General features: G+C 70.3%; 16 protein-coding genes and 1 pseudogene. 3 read left to right on the forward strand and 14 right to left on the reverse strand.

The features are described 5' to 3' along the window. Positions 1-137: 137 nt before the first annotated feature. Positions 138-1,112: a hypothetical protein gene (locus tag QQK45_RS04560; RefSeq protein ID WP_284292248.1), complete on the forward strand. Its 975-nt coding sequence runs from the start codon at positions 138-140 to the stop codon at positions 1,110-1,112. Here the strand turns inward: QQK45_RS04560 and QQK45_RS04565 are convergent. From QQK45_RS04565 to dnaK, 5 genes are all read right to left on the reverse strand, one after another. Next, positions 1,013-1,312 carry a DUF1540 domain-containing protein gene (locus QQK45_RS04565; protein ID WP_431310320.1) on the reverse strand — a complete coding sequence of 100 codons (300 nt, stop codon included), beginning with the start codon at positions 1,310-1,312 and terminating at the stop codon, positions 1,013-1,015. The two genes, QQK45_RS04560 and QQK45_RS04565, sit on opposite strands and share 100 nt — an antisense overlap. A gap of 140 nt (positions 1,313-1,452) precedes the next feature. Next, a complete protein-coding gene (locus QQK45_RS04570) occupies positions 1,453-1,884 on the reverse strand; it encodes a heat shock protein transcriptional repressor HspR (RefSeq protein WP_284292250.1) in 432 nt (143 codons plus the stop codon). 25 nt (positions 1,885-1,909) lie between these two features. After that, on the reverse strand, positions 1,910-2,908 hold the full coding sequence (locus tag QQK45_RS04575; RefSeq protein ID WP_284292251.1) for a DnaJ C-terminal domain-containing protein: 999 nt from the start codon (positions 2,906-2,908) through the stop codon (positions 1,910-1,912). A gap of 43 nt (positions 2,909-2,951) precedes the next feature. After that, the gene (gene grpE, locus QQK45_RS04580; RefSeq protein WP_284292252.1) at positions 2,952-3,509 is read right to left on the reverse strand and encodes a nucleotide exchange factor GrpE; all 558 of its coding nucleotides are present in this window, start codon (positions 3,507-3,509) and stop codon (positions 2,952-2,954) included. Then, the gene (dnaK, locus tag QQK45_RS04585) at positions 3,506-5,386 is read right to left on the reverse strand and encodes a molecular chaperone DnaK (protein WP_284292253.1); all 1,881 of its coding nucleotides are present in this window, start codon (positions 5,384-5,386) and stop codon (positions 3,506-3,508) included. The genes grpE and dnaK overlap by 4 nt, the downstream gene beginning before the upstream one ends. Positions 5,387-5,706: 320 nt before the next feature. On the opposite strand from dnaK, the gene QQK45_RS04590 reads away from it, so the two are divergent. Continuing rightward, positions 5,707-6,426: a hypothetical protein gene (locus QQK45_RS04590; protein WP_284292254.1), complete on the forward strand. Its 720-nt coding sequence runs from the start codon at positions 5,707-5,709 to the stop codon at positions 6,424-6,426. A gap of 238 nt (positions 6,427-6,664) precedes the next feature. Here QQK45_RS04590 and QQK45_RS04595 read toward each other — a convergent pair whose 3' ends face one another. From QQK45_RS04595 to QQK45_RS22910, 9 genes and pseudogenes are all read right to left on the reverse strand, one after another. Further along, entirely contained in the window at positions 6,665-6,901 is a 237-nt protein-coding gene (locus QQK45_RS04595) for a PfkB family carbohydrate kinase (RefSeq protein WP_284292255.1), read from the reverse strand. Beyond that, positions 6,898-7,518, reverse strand: coding sequence for a PfkB family carbohydrate kinase (locus tag QQK45_RS04600; protein WP_284292256.1), 621 nt, complete (start codon positions 7,516-7,518; stop codon positions 6,898-6,900). The genes QQK45_RS04595 and QQK45_RS04600 overlap by 4 nt, the downstream gene beginning before the upstream one ends. A 5-nt stretch (positions 7,519-7,523) precedes the next feature. After that, the gene (locus QQK45_RS04605; protein ID WP_284292257.1) at positions 7,524-8,360 is read right to left on the reverse strand and encodes a carbohydrate ABC transporter permease; all 837 of its coding nucleotides are present in this window, start codon (positions 8,358-8,360) and stop codon (positions 7,524-7,526) included. Between the two features lies 1 nt (position 8,361). After that, the gene (locus QQK45_RS04610) at positions 8,362-8,874 is read right to left on the reverse strand and encodes a carbohydrate ABC transporter permease (protein WP_284292258.1); all 513 of its coding nucleotides are present in this window, start codon (positions 8,872-8,874) and stop codon (positions 8,362-8,364) included. 41 nt (positions 8,875-8,915) lie between these two features. Beyond that, the gene (locus QQK45_RS04615) at positions 8,916-9,293 is read right to left on the reverse strand and encodes a hypothetical protein (RefSeq protein ID WP_284292259.1); all 378 of its coding nucleotides are present in this window, start codon (positions 9,291-9,293) and stop codon (positions 8,916-8,918) included. Positions 9,294-9,354: 61 nt separating this feature from the next. Further along, positions 9,355-10,704: an ABC transporter substrate-binding protein gene (locus QQK45_RS04620; RefSeq protein ID WP_284292260.1), complete on the reverse strand. Its 1,350-nt coding sequence runs from the start codon at positions 10,702-10,704 to the stop codon at positions 9,355-9,357. Positions 10,705-10,728: 24 nt separating this feature from the next. Continuing rightward, a complete protein-coding gene (locus QQK45_RS04625) occupies positions 10,729-11,724 on the reverse strand; it encodes a nucleoside hydrolase (RefSeq protein ID WP_284292261.1) in 996 nt (331 codons plus the stop codon). 8 nt (positions 11,725-11,732) lie between these two features. Then, positions 11,733-13,043 carry an ADP-ribosylglycohydrolase family protein gene (locus tag QQK45_RS04630; protein ID WP_284292262.1) on the reverse strand — a complete coding sequence of 437 codons (1,311 nt, stop codon included), beginning with the start codon at positions 13,041-13,043 and terminating at the stop codon, positions 11,733-11,735. An 8-nt stretch (positions 13,044-13,051) separates the two neighbouring features. Beyond that, positions 13,052-14,061, reverse strand: a pseudogene (locus tag QQK45_RS22910) (LacI family DNA-binding transcriptional regulator). A gap of 117 nt (positions 14,062-14,178) precedes the next feature. Here QQK45_RS22910 and QQK45_RS04645 point away from each other — a divergent pair. Beyond that, complete coding sequence (locus tag QQK45_RS04645) at positions 14,179-15,603, forward strand: choice-of-anchor Q domain-containing protein (protein ID WP_284292264.1); 1,425 nt, start codon at positions 14,179-14,181, stop codon at positions 15,601-15,603. Positions 15,604-15,878 lie beyond the last annotated feature (275 nt).

A 15,878-nucleotide genomic window follows, 5' to 3' on the forward strand; every position in this document is an offset into this window, starting at 1 on the left:
GACTCGCGCGCCCTCGGTAACCATGCCGCGAGCGGGCGAAACACTGAATCGTGACCTTGCGCCGCGGCAACCGCCGACGGCCGCGTTTCACCCGCTCGCACCGCGTCATAGATCCGTTCCAGGTCTGTCTCATCTCCATGACCCACGGACGACTGCCGCCGCTCGAGGCGCCTGCGCAGCGTCTACGCGACCGCTGGCGGGACGAGAGCCTCGCCGCCGTCTGGCTGCACGACGGCGACTGGTACCACCCTGCCGTGGATGCCCTCGTCGAGGGGATCGTCGAGCAGCGTGACGTCACCGGCGCCGCGGAGAGACTGGGACGCGCCCGCGCGCAGCTCGGCGTAGGCATCGGCGAGGCGATGGACGACATCACCTGCCTGTACGCCGTGAACGGGGCCGAGGCCGAGCCCCAGGTGCTGCGGGCGGTGAGCGTCGGGTGGGTCGTCGGGAACGAGACGGCCCCCGCTCCGGTCGGCCTGGTGGACCCGTGGTCCGGCCTGCCGACGCTGGACTACCTGCTGCTGAGGCTGCGCGAGACGTACGGCGAGGCGGCACGTCAGGGGAAGGACGTGACGACGACGCACGCGCTGGTCGTCGTCGACGTAGCGGTCGACCAGCTCACGAGCTTCCAGCGCCTGGCACGGGCGGCGACCATGGGCAAGGTCATGAACGACGTCTTCGGCCACGGCCACCCCATGGCCACCACGACCCAGGGCATCTACGTCTCGCTCGTCTCTCGCGACGGCGTGCTCGGGTCCACGCTGCGGTCGCTGCGTGCCGAAGTGGACCGCACGGCCGAGGAGCGAGGAGTCTCGTCGATCTTGCGGCGCCCCCGCGCGTATGGGTGGAAGGGCTACCACAGTCTGTGGAAGACGTCCCAACCCTCCTGGGTGCCTCCGCGACCTGACCGTCGGAGAACGGCGCCCGGCCCCGGCACGACGACGCGCCTCGCGCTCACCGCGGCCGGCGAGGGTCGCGGGAGCGCGGGGCGCGCTGCTGGGGGTCGGGTCGATCAGCGCGGGTTGAACGTGAGGCAGTCCGCGTGGTCGGCGCTCGCGGCGCCGGGGCCGACGCGGACGGACGCCGCGCCGCACTCGAGGTGGTCGTTGTGAGTGCAGTCCGTGCGCTGGCAGGCGCCCACGAACGTCATGACCTTCGGCAGGCCGCCCTTGACGTCGAGCGGGATGAAGGTCGCGCACTCGGCCTCGCCGGAGTCGCGTCCTCCGATGGTGACCGCGGCGGCGTGGCACGCGGTGTGGTCGTTGTAGGAACAGCCGAGCACGGTGCACTCGGTGACCCGAGGCATCTCCATCGTGGCCATGTCTTCTCCCGGGGTGTGGTCTGGGCGGCTTCCGCTCCCCACGCTATTCCCCGAAAATACATTTCGCCACCAAGGCAGGACTGCCTTACCGGTGCTATTGCGAAATGTCTTTAGGTCACATTCTGCTTGCGTTATTCACGCGGTCGGCCGCACCCCTCAGAACGGCGACCAGCGGACGAGCGCCCCCGCTCGTCGCCCTCGGGCACGCTCGCCCGGCGCCCCCGGGGCACGATGACGACGTCGCCGGACGACGCCGCCGCGAACACCCGACGACCCGGGTCCGCCCGGAGGGCGAGCGCCTCGAGCATGCCCTCGAGCCGCTCCACGCGTTCCTCCAGGGCCAGGATCTTCTTGATCCCCGCGAGGTTGATGCCCTCCTCGTGCGAGAGGCGGTACACCTCCCGGAGCTTCGCGACGTCGCGCGGGGAGTACCGGCGCCCCCGGCCGCGGGCGCGGCGCGGGGACACCAGTCCCAGCCGGTCGTACTGGCGCAGCGTCTGCGGGTGCATGCCCGCGAGCACCGCCGCCTCCGAGATCACGAACCGTGGCTCGTCGTCGTTCACACCGCACCTTCTCCCGCGGACCGCGTCACTGGGCCGCGCGCTCCGCGAGGTCCGCGCGGACGTCGTCGCCCGACGTCTGGGCCGCGAACTCCTCGACGGCCTGCTTCGCGGCCTTGGAGAGCTTCTGCGGCACGGCGACCTGGACGGTGACGTACAGGTCCCCGGTGCCCTTCGCCGTCTTGACGCCGCGCCCCTTGACGCGCAGCGTCCGGCCCGACGGCGTCCCCGCCGGGACCTTGAGCCGCACCGTCTGCCCGTCGATGGTCGGGACCTCGAGCGTCGTGCCGAGGGCGGCCTCGGGGAACGTCACGGGGACGGTCATGCGCAGGTTCTTCGGGTTCGCCGGGTCGAGCGAGAACACGGGGTGCGGGGTCACGTGGACCGTGACCACGAGATCGCCGGCGGGGCCGCCCGTCATGCTGGTGCGGCCCTTGCCGGCGAGCTTGATCTTCTGGCCGTCGCGCACCCCCGCGGGGATGCGCGTGCGGACGGACCGCCCGTCGACGTCGAACGTCACCTCGGCGCCCTCGACGGCCGTGCGGAACGCGAGCGTCGTCGAAGCCGCGATGTCCTGGCCGCGCACCGGCGCCTGACGCCCGTACGGGCCGGCGGCCCCGCCTCCGAAGAGGCCGGACAGGATGTCCTCGAAGCCTCCACCGCCACCGCCGCCGGTCGAGTAGCGCACGCGCTGGCCGCCGGAGGCCCCGCCCCCGAACATGCCGCCGAACACGTCCTCGAACCCGCCGGTGCCGCCGCCCCCGCCGCCCGCGGAGAACCGGGCGCCGCCGCCTGCCATCGCCCGGACGGCGTCGTACTGCTGCCGCTGCTCGGGGTCCGACAGGACGGCGTACGCCTCGCCGATCTCCTTGAACTTCGCCTCGGCGTTCGCGTCACCCTGGTTCTGGTCGGGATGCCACTGGCGCGCGAGCTTGCGGTACGCCTTCTTGATGGCGGCGTCGTCCGCGTCCTTGGGGACGCCGAGCGCCGCGTAGAAGTCCTTCTCGAACCAGTCCTGCCCGGTCACGGCGTCTCCCTCCTTCTCGTTCCGATCGTGTCGTCCTTCGGTGTCAGCTCTCGGGCCCGACGACGGCGACGTTCGCCGCGCGGACCACCTTGTCGCCGATCTTGTACCCGGCCTCGATGACGATGCTGATCGTCGTCGAGGTCGCGTCCGCGTCGGCCTGGTGCATGAGCGCGTGGTGCAGGTTCGGGTCGAACTCCTCGCCGACCTGCCCGAACCGCTCGACGCCGTACTTGGCGAGGACGCCGTCGAGCTTGTCCGCGATGGCGGCGAACGGCCCGGTGAGGTCGCCGGCCGCGCGGGCGCGGTCGACGTCGTCGAGCACGGGCAGCAGGGCCACCAGCACGTCCTCGACGCCGCGCGAGCGCGCCGCCTCGGACTCGCGCTTGGCGCGGTTGCGGAAGTTCACGAACTCCGCGCGCTCACGCTGCAGCGCGTCCAGGTGGGCGGACGCCTCGGCCTGCGCCGCGGCGAGCTCGCTGTCGACACCCTCGAGGGCGTCGCCCTCCTGGGGCTCGAAGTCGAGGTGGTCGATGCCCTCCGGGCCGGAGGAGGAGGGGTTCTCCTCCTCCGGCACGTCCGGGGTCCCGGTCGGGTCCGTCACTTGGTCTCGTCCTCGTCCACGATCTCGGCGTCGACGACGTCCTCGTCAGGAGCGGAGCCCGCGCCCGCCGCGGCGGTCGCGTCGGCGTCGGCCTGGGACTGGTCGCCCGCGGCCTGCTCCTGCTCGGCAGCCGCGTAGAGCGCCTGGCCGATCTTCTGGCTCGAGGCACCGAGCTTCTCGTGCGCGGCCTTCACCGCGTTCGCGTCGTCGCCCTCGAGCGCCTTCTTCACGTCGGCGATGTCGGACTCCACCTCGGACGCGACGTCCGCGGGGATCTTGTCCTTGTTGTCGTTGACCAGCTTCTCGGTCGAGTACACGAACGCCTCGGCCTGGTTGCGGGTCTCCGCCTCCTCGCGACGCTTCTTGTCCTCGGCCGCGTGCTCCTCAGCCTCCTTGACCATGCGGTCGATGTCCTCCTTCGGGAGGGCCGAGCCGCCCGTGATCGTCATCGACTGCTCCTTGCCCGTGCCGCGGTCCTTCGCGCCGACGTGCACGATGCCGTTCGCGTCGATGTCGAAGGTGACCTCGATCTGCGGGACGCCGCGCGGGGCTGGGGCGATGCCGGTCAGCTCGAACGTGCCGAGCGGCTTGTTGTCGCGGGCGAACTCGCGCTCGCCCTGGAAGACCTGGATGAGCACCGACGGCTGGTTGTCCTCGGCCGTCGAGAAGACCTCGGAGCGCTTGGTCGGGATGGCCGTGTTGCGCTCGATGAGCTTGGTCATCACGCCGCCCTTGGTCTCGATGCCGAGCGAGAGCGGAGTCACGTCGATCAGGAGGACGTCCTTGCGGTCGCCCTTGATGACACCGGCCTGCAGCGCGGCACCGACGGCCACGACCTCGTCCGGGTTGACGCCCTTGTTGGGCTCCTTGCCGCCCGTGAGCTCCTTGACGACATCGGTCACCGCGGGCATGCGGGTCGAGCCGCCGACGAGGACCACGTGGTCGATCTCGGACACGGAGACACCCGCGTCGGAGATGACCTTGTGGAACGGGGCCTTGGTGCGGTCGAGGAGGTCCTGGGTCATCTGCTGGAACTGGGCCCGGGTGAGCTTCTCGTCCAGGTGGATGGGGCCGTTCTCGCTCATCGAGAGGTACTGCATGGAGATCGTCGTGCTGGTCGCCGACGACAGCTCCTTCTTCGCCTGCTCGGCGGCCTCGCGCAGACGCTGCAGCGCGATCTTGTCCTTGGAGAGGTCGACGCCCGAGCTGTTCTTCACCTGCTTGATGAGGTGCTCGACGATCCGGTTGTCCCAGTCGTCGCCGCCGAGGCGGTTGTCGCCCGAGGTCGCGCGGACCTGGATGGTGGAGAAGTCGTCCTCGTCCTTGCCGACCTCGAGGAGCGAGACGTCGAACGTGCCACCGCCCAGGTCGAAGACGAGGATGAGCTCGTCCTCCTTGCCCTTCTCCAGGCCGTAGGCGAGCGCGGCCGCGGTCGGCTCGTTGACGATGCGGAGCACGTTGAGGCCTGCGATCTGACCGGCGTCCTTGGTGGCCTGGCGCTCGGCGTCGTTGAAGTATGCCGGGACGGTGACGACCGCGTCGGTGACGGGTTCGCCCAGGTACTCCTCGGCGTCGCGCTTCAGCTTGCCGAGGATGCGGGCGCTGATCTCCTGCGCGGTGTACTTCTTGTCGTCGATCTCGGTGGTCCAGTCCGTGCCCATGTGGCGCTTGACCGACGAGATGGTGCGGTCCACGTTCGTGACCGCCTGGCGCTTCGCGACCTCGCCGACGAGGACCTCGCCGGTCTTGGAGAACGCGACCACGGACGGGGTGGTGCGCGACCCCTCGGCGTTCGCGATGACCGTGGGCTCACCGCCCTCGAGGACCGCGACGACCGAGTTGGTGGTGCCGAGGTCGATGCCGACTGCACGTGCCATGTGTGTTGCCTCCTGTGTTGCCGGGGTGCGCCCCCGGCCGGGTTGAGTCTGCTGCACTCAAGGTAGACACGCCGTCGTCGGGCACGCAAGCCCGTGGCTGCCAAACTTGAGTCTGTATGGCTCAACTCTTGCGAACTCGGGGGTATTCCCCGTCGGCAGTTCTCTCGCAGCCCGTCTGAGAACTCCTCCCGACCACCGGTCCGCCGAAAGGGCGAATCCGTTCCTCGGCTCAGGCGTGAAGAACAGACTTCCCCTTCTCGGCGCACCACCGCGGCGCAATGCGATGGCCCCGGCGGCAGCCTGCCGTGCAGTATCGGGTTGTGGAACCGACCGTCGACGCCGGAGCATTCGTCGCAGACCGATACCCGGAAGCCCGGTGGGCGCTGCTCACGGGCAGCGTCGTGGACGCGTCGGCGCGCACCGCAGGGTCGGACCTCGACGTCGTCGTCTGCCTCACCGACGGCGGGATGGGCCACCGCGACTCGCTGCGCTGGCACGGGTGGCCGGTCGAGGTATTCGCCAACCCCGAGAGCGGCCACCGATGGTTCCTCGAGAAGGAGGGCGCCCGAAGGAAGCCGATCCTCTGCCGGATGATCGCCACAGGAGTTCAGGTCGCCGGCGAGCCGGGCGCGTCGCTGGCCCTCCAGTCCGAATGCAGGGCGCTGTTGGACGCCGGACCGGGCGCACCGTCGGACACGATGCTCGAGGACCTTCGCTACGCCGTCACGGACCTGCTCGACGACCTCACGTACACGCGTGACGCCGGCGAGGCGATCGCGGCTCGACACGTCCTCTGGGAACGAGTGGGACACTTTGCCCTGGCGGCCGCGGGTCGTTGGGACGGCGGTGGAAAGTGGCTCCTGCGCGAGCTGCGCGCCTGGGATCCCGGTTGGGCTGCCCGCTGGCTCGCCGCAGTAGAGCATGACGAGACGATGACCACACTCGCGCACGAGACGCTTCGGGCGGCCGGTGGGCCACTCTTCGAGGGATACCGGCGGACCGCGCCGGCCATGGGCGAACCAGACACGGATCACCGCTGACGCGCGAGGCAGCCAGCGGGCTGCCGAGAACAGCTGCTCTCAGCCCCTTCGCCAGGCACCGCACCCCGCAGGTGGGCGAGCGACGTCGACGCGTCGATGAAACCGAACCCGCGGTCGGCGTCGAACCATCGGACGTTTCCCTGGGGCACCGTGGACTCCTTGTCTCGACAGACGTTGCCGTCGTCCAGTGCTTCCGCAAGGGCCGCCCGCTGACCCCCACGCGGAGGACGGGTGCGGGTCAGCGCTCCGAACGCGGGACCGCGATCAGCGCGCTGGCCGTCTCATTGCCGGCACGCACCGCGTCGGCCAGGGTCGCTCCCGCGGCGAGGCGAGACGCGACGGTGCCGGCGAAGCAGTCGCCCGCCCCCGTCGTGTCGACGGGGGCGACTGGAACCACCGGCACCTCGACGACATCGTCGCCTGCGGCGACGAGCGTGGCCTCGCCCCCGAGCGTCATGACGGTGCTCCGGGTCACGCCGGCCAGCGCGCGCACGACCGTGTGTGGATCGTCGCCGTCCCCTCCCCCAAGGAGGCCGAGCCTTCGTGCGCGTTGACGATCAGGGGGTCGGCCACCGCGAGGAGCTCGGACGGCAGCACACGCGCCGGGCTCGCGTTGAGGATGAGTCGCACGCCGTGTGCGACACACCAGCCGGCAGCCGCTTCGACCGCCGACAGCGGGATCTCGAGCTGCGTCAGGACCACCGCGGGGCGGAGCTCGTCCAGCGCGTGCACGACGACCGGCCCGTCGACCAGGTCGTTCGCCAGCGGCGCGACGATGATGCTGTTCTCGCCGTCCGGCGTGAGCGTGATGAGAGCCCGACCCGTCGGCGCCGTGGTCTCGGCGAGGTACCCGGCCGCGACGCCGGCGGCCGCGAGCCGCGCTCGGGCGCGACGACCCGGCTCGTCGCGCCCGACGGCGCCGACGAACGCCGTCGGCCCCGCCGCAGCCGCCCCGAGGGCCTGATTCAGCCCCTTGCCTCCCACGACCTCGACGAAGCCGTCGCCGAGGACCGTCTCACCGGGTCCGGGCCGACGCGGGGCCGTGACGACCAGGTCGATGTTGGTGGAGCCGACGACGACCACACCTACCACGGGGATCACTCCTTGCTTCCGGTGCTGGCGACCGAGGTGACGAAGTACCGCTGCAGCGCGAGCAGGACGCCCGCGGGGATGACGGCCAGGATCGCGGTCTCCGCAAAGACCCTGCCATAGTCGGTCGAGAACCCGCCGAACGCCTTGGAGATCGTCACCGGTGCGAGGTCGAGCGAGCTGTGGGAGATGATCAGGAGCGGCCACAGGTAGGCCTGCCACTGGAACAGGAACAAGATGAGCCCCGCCCCGATCAGGGCCGGTTTCGTCAGCGGCAGGTAGACGGACCAGAACGTCCGGAACGGCCCGGCACCGTCGAGCTTGGCCGCCTCTGCCAGGGACGGCGGCACGCCGAGGAAGAACTGCCGCAACGTGAAGACCACCAACCCGTTGCCGAGCCCGGGCAGGATCAGCGCGACCAGCGAGTTGCTCAGGCCCCAGTCGGAGAACGACTGCGACAGCGGGATCGCGATGGCCTCGAACGAGACGAGGAAGCTGAGCACGACGATCGTGAAGACGGCGCTGCGGCCACGGAACGGGATGACGGCGAGGGCGTAGGCCGCCATCGCGCTGATCGCGAGCCCGACGACGACCGTCACGCCGGCGACGACGATGCTGTTCCCGAGCGAGCGGAGGAAGCCGTTGTCGATCGCCGAGCTGAGGTTGACCGTCGTCCAGTGCTGCGGCCAGAGCGTCGACCAGCCGACCGGGGAGCTGTTGGCGAAGGTCTCGGTCGCCGTGCGGAACGTCGAGGCGACGAGCCAGAGCACGGGCGCGAGGAACAGCAGGGACACGATCACGGCGACCGCGGTCATCGTGATGCGGAAGGTACGCGAGGCGTGCATGTCACTCCTCCCCGTCGTCGGTGCGAAGGAGCCGGAACTGCACGGCGACGATCGCGATCATGAGGACCAGCAGGAACAGGAGCTCCACCGACGCCTGGTACGGGTTCGAGAGTTCGTAGCTCTGATGGAAGATGTCGAACATCAGGAAGTCGGATTTCCCGTTCGGCCCGCCGTCGGTGAGGATCTGGACGGGCGCGAAGAGCACGAAGTTGGACACGGTGTCCGCGACGAGGACGAACAGCAGCGGTCGCCGGAGCATGGGGATCGTGACAGAGAAGAATTGCCGGATCGGCCCCGCTCCGTCCAGGCGGGCGGCCTCGTAGTAGACCGGCGGGACGTCGTTGAGGCCGGCGATGAGAAACATCATCCAGTAGCCGATCCCGATCCAGCTCGCCAGGATGATCATCGACAGGACGACCTGGTGGGGGCTCGTGAACCAGGGCTGGGCCGGCAGCCCGAACAGGTCGAGCACGCCGTTGACGGGGCCGTCGGGCCGCAGGGCGAGTCCCCACACGATCGTCGACCCCGCCATCGGAACGGCCGCCGGCAGGAAGATCAGCGTGCGCCAGACCCCCGCGCCGGGATGTTCCTCGTCATCACGACGGCGAGGAGCAGCGCTAACACGATCTGCAGCGGGTTGACGATCACGTTGAAGATCAGGGTCTGACGGACCGACCGCCAGAAGTCGGGGCTGCTGAGCACCTGCCCGTACAGGTCGAGGCCGACGAACTTGGCGGGGATCAGGCTCCCGGGCAGGCCGGAGTGCATCGACGTGTTGATCGCCTTGATCGTGGGGACGAGACGGAGCACGACGATGAGGACGACGGTGGGCGCGAGGAAGGCGACGGCAGCCAGCGCGTCGGCGCGGCGCGCGGTGCGACGGCGGCGCACGGGGACCGGACGGTCGCCGGTGGATGTGGTGCTGTGCTGCATGGACAGGCTCCGGTGGTGGGGTGCGGCCCGGCTCGCCGGGCCGCACCCCGGACGGTGGCGGCTACTTCTTGTACTTGGCCCAGGCGCTGACGAGGTCGCTCGACGCCGACTTCAGCGCCTGGGAGGCGTCGGTGCCGTTGATGATGTCGTCGAAGGCCTTGGTCATGGTGTCCTCGAACTCGACGTACCCCACGGTCTGCAGTCGCAGCGTCGCGGTGTTCTCGAGCTCGTACTTCATCAACGGGACGACGCCGGCGAACCGCGGGTCCTTGAACGTGGCGCTCTCGTAGAACTTGGCGCTGCCCTCGTTGTTCGACGGTGGCACGGTGAGCGACGTGAGGTACTGGGAGTAGCCGCCGTCGTCGATCCCCATGAACTTCATGAAGATCAGGGCCGCGTTGGCCTTCTCCTTCGAGTCGTTCGGGTTGAGACCGAGCGACCAGCCACCCGTTGGCGTGCTCGCGGTACCGCCCTCGAACTCGGGGAAGGCCGCGACGCCGAAGTCGAGCTTCTTCTCCGCTGTGAACTGGGCACCCCACCAGGGGCCCCCGACGAAGTAGGCGACCTTGCCCGCCGCGAAGAGGTTCGGCGTGTCGGCGACCTTCACGCCGCGCGGCGAGACGCCGTCGGCGAACAGCTGTCCGTACCAGGTGAACGCCTTGGTCCAGCCGGCGTCCGTGACGGCCGGCGTAAGGTTGCCGTCGCCGTTGCCGCCGGCGCTGCCCCCGGCCGAGATCGCGAGAGGCTCGAGCTGGTAGTAGCGGTCGATCTGGTCGAAGACCAGCCCGTACTGGGCGCCGCCGGCGCTCTGCGCCTTCTTCGCGTCGGCCGTGACCTGCTCCCAGGTGAGCCGAGCGGACGCGTCTGCGGACGGCGTCTCGATGCCGGCCTTGTCGAGCAGCGTCTTGTTGTAATACAGGATGTTGGTCGACGTCTGGTACGGCATCGCAACGAGCTTCTCGTCGACCGTGGCCGCTTTGAGGCTGGCGGGGTCCACGTCGTCCTTGAGCTCCGGGAACGTCTTCGTGAGGTCGGCAAGGTAGCCACGGCTCGCGTACGCCTCGGTGCGCGGCATGTCGACGTCGTACACGTCGATCGACTTCTTGTCGCTCGTCAGACGTGCGGCCAGGACGCTGTTGAAGTCGTCGAACGGCTCGGCCTCGTACTTGACGGTGATGTTCGGGTGCTTCGCGTGGAACGCGTCCAGGACGGGCTGGATCTGGTCCGCCGCGTAGGCGGCGCCCGCGTAGGTGATCGTGACGGGCGAGGTCGGCTCGGTGAGCGTGGCAGGCGCCGCGGCGTTCGAGCCCCCGTCGTCCGAGCCGGAGCTGCAGGCAGCGAGCGCGGTGGCCGCGACGGTGAGGAGCGCTACGACGGCCAGAGGTCGTCTCACACCGTTGTGATGGCTCATGGTGAGTCCTTACGGTCGGATGGATCAGCGCCCGGTGGGACCGGGCTCTGGGGTGGGATTGGTGATGCGGGACAGGAAGACGTCCCGGAACCCGTCGACGTCGGTCTCGACGGCCACGGTGGCGTTGAAGCAGGTCGGCCGCTGAAGAGCGAGGCCGCGGTCGGCGACGACGAGGCCCCGAGCGAGCTCGCTCGTCGTCTCGGCCGTTACCTGGGCGGGCTCCCAGCGGAGCAGATCGGGATGGGTGACCGCGCCGACGACGAGCGGGTCGTGCAGGAAGCACGCGTCGACGTGCTCGGGCCGGGTGGGGAACGCCCGGTGGAGGAAATCGACCCACGCGTCCGTGCAGTCCGCGACCCACTGCGCGAACGGCTCGGCCGTCTCGCGCAGGCTCGCGGCGTCGCTCCGGCGCAGCATGACCTTCGACGTCTGGTCGAGCCCGACCATGCGTATCCGCGCCCCCGACCGCAGTACCTCGTCGAGGGCCTCGGGATCGGCGTAGGCGTTGAAGTCGCCGACCACGGTGACGTTCTGCGCGAACGTCGTCGCGCTCCCCGCCATGAGCACCAGCTCGCGGACGTTGGTCGCGAATGCGGGGTCCTGGCGCAGCGCGAGGGCGAGGTTCGTCATCGGGCCGATCGCTATCACGACCAGCTCGCCGGGACGCTCCGCGGCGGCCTCGACCAGGAAGTCCGCCGCCGTCTCGGCACGAGTGGGTCCGAGGAGCTCGTGTGACGGTCCGCGGTCTCCCGCGGGCAGCACGGCGTCGAAGAGCGCCCGGAGAGGGCGCATGTCCCGTTCGAGCGGCGCGTCGGCGCCGGCGACGACCGGCACGTCCTTCCGTCCCAGCCGGGTGAGCAGCCGGCGGGCCACGTCGACGCCCGTGCCGAGGTCGACGTTGCCGTTGACGACGGTGAGGCCCAGGACATCGAGCTCGGGCGACCGCAGCGCGAGGGCGATCGCGAGCCCGTCGTCGATGTCGCTGCCGGGCTCGCCCAGGCCGGGGTCGGTGTCGATCACGACGGGGATCATGCGCGGGCCTCCGCGGCGTCCGCGACGAGGCGCAGCGTCCGTTCGGCGAGCTCCGCGACGGGGATGCGGTCGAAGCCCGGGATGCTGCTGCGCAGGTGGACGTGGGTCGTCCCGACGAGCTCCTGCGGGATGCCGTCGACTCCGTGCAGGGCGCCCCAGACGCTGCCCACGGTCGCACCGGTCGAGTCCGTGTCGCGACCCGAGCCGATCGCGATGCCGGCGGCCTCGAGGAAGCTCTCGCCCCACAGCAGGCCGACGCTGATGATGGCGGCGTTGTTGACGGTGTGCACCCAGTTGTAGTGACCGAGCTCGGTGTCGACCCAGTCCGACACCTCGTCGAGCGAAGCTCCACGCCGGTGCAGCGCGAGGACGGAGCGCAGCGCGGCGGCGAGCCGACTCCGCTCCGGCACCACCCCGACCGCGGCCTCGAGGGCAACGCGTGCGTCCGTCGTCGCGAACGACGCCGCCAGGAGCGCGGCCGCCCACATCTCGCCGTAGACGCCGTTGCCGACGTGGCTGAACGTCGCGTCCGGCAGAACGAGGCGCGCCGCCGCGCCGGGGTTCCCTGGACGGACGTACCCGAAGACGTCACCGCGGATCAGGGCGCCGATCCACTCCCGGTAAGGGTTGTCGACCCGTGCCGCGGCACTCGGGGCGACGCCACGCACCACGTTGCGATAGACGGCGCGCTCGGCGGTGAACGTTTGGGTGAACGGTAGTTTGTCCAGCCAGGTGGCGGCGATGGCCTCGGTGGTGAGCTCGGCGCCGAGCTCCTCGAGCATCCACAGCCCGAGCACCGTCCAGTCGAGGTCGTCGTCCCTCGGCACGTCGGTGAAGAGGCCGGCGGAGGCGAAGGGCGCGGACTCGTGCAGGTGGCTGACGCCCTCCGGCAGCTCGGGTAGGAGTGGCACGTACCCGCGAAGGGGCCACTGGCCCGCCGCCCGCAGGTAGCGCTGCACCTCGTCACGGGTCAGCCCCTCGACCGGCTTGCCCAGCGTGTTGCCCACGCAACGGCCCAGCCAGGCACCGTGGACCCGGTCCGGCAGCTCGTGGGAGGCGACCGGGAGCGGATCGACCTGCCGCGCGAGCCGCTCGAGGGCCCCGAGGTCGTCCGGCTCGTCCCACGGCCAGCTCGCTCGGCGGTCCAGTGCCGAGAGCCGCTGCCGGATGTCGGTCAGGGCCGCGTAGTCCGACCGGTCGGCGGCCTGCCGCGCCTCCGCCAGGAGCGACTCGGCCGGGAAGCCGGAGTGCAGCAGCTGTTGGGCTTCGTCGGGAACGAGATCCCGATCATCGAGGACGTCGTGCACGGTGGCTCCTAGACGGTCTGACGGTGGACGAGCTGGTGCCCCACGACGATGTGGCGGGGCGGGGTCTGGTCGCCGACCGCGATGCGGTCCTGCAGCATGCGGCCGGCGGTGCGTCCGATCTCCTCGGCTGGCACGCGGATCGTGGTGAGTGCCGGACGGACGAGGCTGGCGGCCTCGATGTCGTCGATGCCGATGATCGCGACGTCCTCGGGGACCCGCAGCCCGGCCTCGAACGCCGCATCGAGGGCGCCGATCGCCATCAGGTCGTTGGCGCAGACGACGGCCGTCGGGCGGTCGCCCGCGGCACCGCCCATGAGCTGGCGGAACGCCCGGGCGCCCGACTCACGGTTCCAGTCGCCCTCGACGATCCGGGTCGGCGCGGTCCCCTGCTGCACGCGCAGGAACCCTTCGCGACGGCTCTCCCCGGCTCGACGCCGGCCGGCCCGCTGATCAGGCCGATGCGCGTGTGCCCGGCACGCTGCAGGACGGACGTCGCGTCGGCACCGATCCGGGCGTCGTCGGCGCTCACCCAGTCCACCGGAACGTCGTGCCCGCCGGCGCCGATCGCGACGACCGCGACGCCCGATCGCTGGAGCAGCTCGATCTCGGCGTCGAAGCCGCCGACGGCAACCACCACACCGTCGGCCCGGCGCTGCTGCAGGTTGTCCACGAAGGTCTTGGTCAGCGCACCGCCTGCGGTGGCGTCGAACAGCATGACGACGTCGCCCGACGCCGCCACCGCGGCCTGCAGCCCTCGGGCGAGCGCCGGGTAGTACGGGTTCGTCAGGTCCTGGACGATCAGGCCGATCGTGTGCGTGCGCGTCGAGTTCAGAGCCTGCGCGTAGAAGTTGGGCCTGAAGCCGAGCTCGTCCATCACGCGCCGGACGCGCGCCTGCGTCTCGGGGGCGACCGGACGCTTGCCCGACAAGACGTGCGACACGGTCGTCTTGCTGACCCCGGCAGCCTCGGCCACTCGCTGGATGTTCGGGCTCGATGCAGCCCCGCGCTCTTCCGTCATGACAGACAAACTAGTTCACCTCCTCCGTTGCAGATCCGCCCAGCACACGCTAGAACAGAACTACAAGAGATGCAAACTAGTTTGTGTCACAGCTCGATATCGCTCGAAGGAGAGCTCATGCTGCGCACCGCATCACGGCTGGTCGCCGGACTGGTCACGACCGGCCTGATATCCGCCCTGGCCGCCCTCGGGACGGCCTCCACCGCGTCGGCCCAGACCCCGCAGTCCCCGCTCACCGGGGCGCGCGTCGTCACGACAGGGTCCCCGCACGCCGGGCACGGGGGCCGGGTCTACTACGTCGACGCCACGTCCGGGAAGGACACCAACAGCGGCCGGCGACCGTCATCGGCGTGGAAGAGCCTCGCCCGCGTCGACGCGGCCACGCTCGCGCCCGGCGACGTCGTGGCCTTCCACCGCGGCGACACCTTCGCCGGATCGGCCACCATCTCGGACGCGGGCACCGCACAGCGGCCCATCACCCTCACCGCGTACGGGCACGGCGACCAGCCCGTGCTCACCAACCCCGGGCAGTGGAACATGCTCGTGCTCGACGCCCCGCACGTCCAGGTGAAGAACCTGGCGTTCCAGGACGGGGCCGTCTTCGACAACGCCGACCAGCAGGGCATCCGCGGGCCGAAGTACGAGCTCAGCGGCGCGATCGCCATCACGGCCAACGGCTCCGACACACTCGTGCAGGACGACACCTTCACGGACGTCGGCGTCGGCGTGAAGACCTACGGCGCGGGCAGCACGATCGACCACAACACGTTCAAGGACCTGCGGATCGCGTTCCGCGGCGTCGACACCCTCGGCTGCGGCTGCGAGACGTCCTACGGCGCCATCGGCGTCAGCGTCGACAACAGCAGGGTGCACCTGACGTGGAACGACTTCATCAACTGCCGCAGCACCGACAGCCCCTACGGGGCCGACGGCGGAGCGGTCGAGATCGAGGGCTTCGACTTCCCGAAGGACGACATCGTCATCGGCCACAACTACTCGCTGGCCTCGCAGGGGTTCGTCGAGGTCACCGAGACGTCGTCCAGCCACGTGCGGATCGACTACAACGTCAGCGACGACTACCAGCAGTTCCTCGCCTGGGACACCACCACGACGCCCAGCGACTACCTCGCGACGAACAACACGATCGTCCACCAGCGTGACCGCTCGCAGCTCATCGCCCAGTACTACTACCGCGAGGACGGCCCGGCGCCGTCCGCCTCATGGGCGACGTTCCGGAACAACATCTTCGACAGCCGCGGAAGCTGGAGCTTCTACGACTTCCCGCACGACCACAACCTGTACACCGACGCATCGAAGCTCGCAGGCTTCGCCCTCGGCACCGGTGACCTCGTCGCAGACCCCGAGTTCGCCGACCGGACGACCGACGACCTGAGGCTCACGGCAGGCAGCCCGGCGATCGACGCGGGCGTCAGGATCCCGGGGGCGACGCGGGACCTGGTCGGCCATCGCGTGCCCGCCGGGTTCGCGCCGGACCTCGGCGCGTACGAGTACCGGTCGCACGGCTTCGGGCACCGCGCCTAGCGCGCCACGCGCGGGCGGGCCGCCTAACGCCCGCCCGCGTGCTCACGCTCATGGCACCCGACCTCGACCCGGTCGACGTCGCAGCTCGGTCACCTCTTCACCGGCTGCACGCGCGTGGTGCTGGCGGTGCCCGTGCCGCGAGCGACACGACCTCGAAGTGCAGTACGAGCTCGAGACGTCAGAAGGCGACATCCTCGACATCGGACGGTGAGGACGTGCGTACCGGGTCGGGCAGACGACGGAAGGCTCGAAGCGAGACGGACACCGCGGGGCAG

It is taken from the genome of Luteimicrobium album (assembly GCF_030161555.1).
Classification (GTDB): Bacteria; Actinomycetota; Actinomycetes; order Actinomycetales; family Cellulomonadaceae; genus Luteimicrobium; species Luteimicrobium album.

Excerpts from the sequence above, each read along its gene's own strand:
- QQK45_RS04565 (WP_431310320.1), bottom strand. The coding sequence starts at position 1,312 with ATGGAGATGCCTCGGGTCACCGAGTGCACCGTGCTCGGCTGTTCCTAC.
- QQK45_RS04620 (WP_284292260.1), bottom strand. The coding sequence starts at position 10,704 with ATGAGCCATCACAACGGTGTGAGACGACCTCTGGCCGTCGTAGCGCTC.
- QQK45_RS04645 (WP_284292264.1), top strand. The coding sequence starts at position 14,179 with ATGCTGCGCACCGCATCACGGCTGGTCGCCGGACTGGTCACGACCGGC.
- QQK45_RS04560 (WP_284292248.1), top strand. The coding sequence starts at position 138 with ATGACCCACGGACGACTGCCGCCGCTCGAGGCGCCTGCGCAGCGTCTA.
- QQK45_RS04615 (WP_284292259.1), bottom strand. The coding sequence starts at position 9,293 with ATGCAGCACAGCACCACATCCACCGGCGACCGTCCGGTCCCCGTGCGC.
- QQK45_RS04605 (WP_284292257.1), bottom strand. The coding sequence starts at position 8,360 with ATGCACGCCTCGCGTACCTTCCGCATCACGATGACCGCGGTCGCCGTG.
- dnaK (WP_284292253.1), bottom strand. The coding sequence starts at position 5,386 with ATGGCACGTGCAGTCGGCATCGACCTCGGCACCACCAACTCGGTCGTC.